This window comes from Pseudomonas sp. PI1, assembly GCF_000812405.1.
Taxonomy (GTDB): domain Bacteria; phylum Pseudomonadota; class Gammaproteobacteria; order Pseudomonadales; family Pseudomonadaceae; genus Pseudomonas; species Pseudomonas citronellolis.
In genome coordinates this window covers 1-1,156 of the sequence record NZ_JWMC01000073.1, presented here as the reverse complement: position 1 = coordinate 1,156, position 1,156 = coordinate 1, and the positions used below count along the sequence as shown (strand labels likewise).

The 1,156-nt window shown below is 61.4% G+C and carries 1 protein-coding gene; it reads left to right on the top strand.

Annotated elements, in window-relative coordinates; translation table 11 throughout:
• Positions 1-208: 208 nt before the first annotated feature.
• On the top strand, positions 209-1,144 hold the full coding sequence (locus RN02_RS23185; protein WP_009615021.1) for an IS110 family transposase: 936 nt from the start codon (positions 209-211) through the stop codon (positions 1,142-1,144).
• Positions 1,145-1,156: the final 12 nt, after the last annotated feature.

Here is a 1,156-nt window from a genome sequence, read left to right as displayed (position 1 = left end):
CCGCTTGTGTCAGCGACTTTCGATAGGATCGAAGGTGAGAGCGACGGGAGGCAAGCTGCAGGTCCGCGGTGTTGCGAGCACGAGTAGGAGCCCAAGCTGCCTCCCGCCGTCCTCTGACTCAAGCCCGAACAGTTGAACGAGCTAAACCTCGAACCACAAGCGTGGGCAGTCAGAGTGCTCTCGCCGTGCAGTTTACGAGGGTTTGGTCATGACGTGTTGGGTCGGTATCGATGTCGCCAAGGATTCGCTGGCCGTATGGCTGCGTCCACAAGGCAAGAGCTTCAGCGTTTCCAATGACGAGCAGGGCCACCAGCAGTTGCTGGCGCTGTTCGCCGAGGAAAAGCCCGAACGTATCGTGCTGGAGGCGACCGGCGGTTATGAGTGCGGAGTGATGTTCAGCCTGTCTCGTGCCGGTCACAGGGTTTCACGGCTGAACCCCACACGGGTGCGAGCCTTTGCTACGGCCATGGGCAAGCTGGCCAAGACCGATCCCATCGATGCAGCCGTCCTGGCGCATCTGGCGCAGACGCTGGAGGAAGCGCCCAGCACGGTGCCTTCGCCAGAGCGCGAGCGGCTACGGGAATTGGTGCAACGCCGAGAGCAACTGGTCAGCCAGCGCGATGATGAACGTCGTCGTTTGCATCAAGCCCGGGATTCCTTCGTCCGCCAATGCCTGGAAGGCGCCATCAAGGCGCTTAAAGAAACGATCCGCGGCTATGACAAGGAAATTGCCAAAGCAATGAACGTCGTGGACGCAGAACAGGCCCAGCAATTATGCCAAGTCAAAGGCGTGGGGCCGGTCACCGCGGCTGGGCTGCTGGCCTATCTGCCGGAGCTGGGACAACTGAACCGCCGCCAGATCGCCGCCCTGGTGGGCCTGGCCCCGTACAACAGCGACAGCGGGCAGAAGTCGGGACAGCGCCGAATCCGGGGAGGACGAGGCATGATCCGGCGCATCCTGTACATGACGACCTTGTCGATTATTCGCTATCAGGAAGACTTCGCCCGCCGCTACCAAGGCCTGCGCGAGAACGGTCGATGCGCCAAGGTTGCCCTGGTGGCCTGCATGCGTGTGCTCATCGTGCGGTTGAACGCCATGGTCAGGGACGGTACCTGCTGGAGAACAGGTACCGTGCAGCAGTGAAAGACAGTTGCT